Annotated in this window: 2 protein-coding genes; both read right to left on the bottom strand. The window is 47.6% G+C overall.

The window, feature by feature from the left end:
* A partial coding sequence (locus tag VBE63_RS29850; RefSeq protein WP_323686590.1) for a DNA methyltransferase occupies positions 1-494 on the bottom strand: 494 nt, incomplete at its 3' end.
* A gap of 150 nt (positions 495-644) precedes the next feature.
* Positions 645-1,118, bottom strand: coding sequence for a RhuM family protein (gene rhuM, locus VBE63_RS29845; RefSeq protein WP_323686589.1), 474 nt, complete (start codon positions 1,116-1,118; stop codon positions 645-647).
* Positions 1,119-1,183: the final 65 nt, after the last annotated feature.

Raw genomic sequence — 1,183 nt, 5'->3', positions numbered from 1 at the left:
CTTACTAGACCTGGATTAATTGCCTTTGGGCCTGACGTAGAGCTTTGCTTGAAAGTTACGATGTTTATGCGATTGGAGCGTCCAAATATTTCATCAATAACTGCAATCAAGTAAGCCAATTCGTTATCATCTATGTGAACGGCTAAAGTTCCATCGGAACGTAATAATTTATGGATGATCATGAGCCGGTCTCTCATTTGGCTCAACCAGATTGAGTGTTCCACCCCATCGTCGTAGTGATCAAACATCTCACCAGTGTTGAACGGTGGATCAATATATACACACTTCACCTTCCCCGCATAATCCTGCTCCAGCGCTTTCAGCGCAAGCAGATTGTCTCCAAAGATCAGCTTGTTATCGAAAATGTCATTCTCTCTGACACGATGCAGCGCATGGTAGGACTTCTCCGGATCTTCGATCAGAATGCGCGGCTCCAGCTTCGGCCGGTTCTCCTTACCGATCCAGGTGAGTTCGAGTTTTTGTTTCTTTGACATAGGATGTAATGTTTTCCACACAGAATACAGAAGGGAGAAGAGTAAACAGCTTTTTGGGTATTTAACGCTTCTTTGTGCTTTCTGTATTCTCTGTGGTTGATCCGAGAAGTTCGAGTGCTTGCTTTTTGGCAGGTATATCAGAATATCGTTCTATTGGTTGGGGCTTCTTTTTTTGGTGAGTTGTTTGACCGACTTATCGAAGTCGGACTCGAGCTTTTGGGTGCGATTAAATTTCTCATATTCGGCAGCAGCCTTGGCCTCGGCCGCGGTTCGTTTTACGGAGCCAAAGTTTTCCAACACCTGATATTCATTGAAAGTAAGGAACTTGTTCAGGCTCTCGGCGAAGGCTGCCATGGTGAAAGTCTGCCGGCGTTCGATGATACCCTCGATGTAGTCAAAGAAGGCAGAGACCGTGCGTTCCAGTTTCTTGATGTCACCTTCGGAAAGGTAGTTCCAGCGGATGGTGAAGAATGCTTCCTCGGCAGACTCGGATTTGAGTTTTCCCTCGGTCTTCTCGATGAGACGTTCGCGGTTGCTGTCGATCTCGTCCTGCGCATCGAAGAGGTTGCGGCGGCGGGTCAGTTTGTAGGCGAGGTATTTGGATGGATGGTAGGTGAGTGGCATCTGTACTCGGGATCGCAGGTATCATCCGCCGTCGATGATGTTGGTTGTGCAGACCTCAGTGATCG

This window comes from Lamprobacter sp., from assembly GCF_034860625.1.
GTDB lineage: Bacteria > Pseudomonadota > Gammaproteobacteria > Chromatiales > Chromatiaceae > Lamprobacter.
The sequence above is the reverse complement of the archived record's forward strand: the minus strand, read 5'-3'. Positions and strand labels throughout refer to the sequence as shown.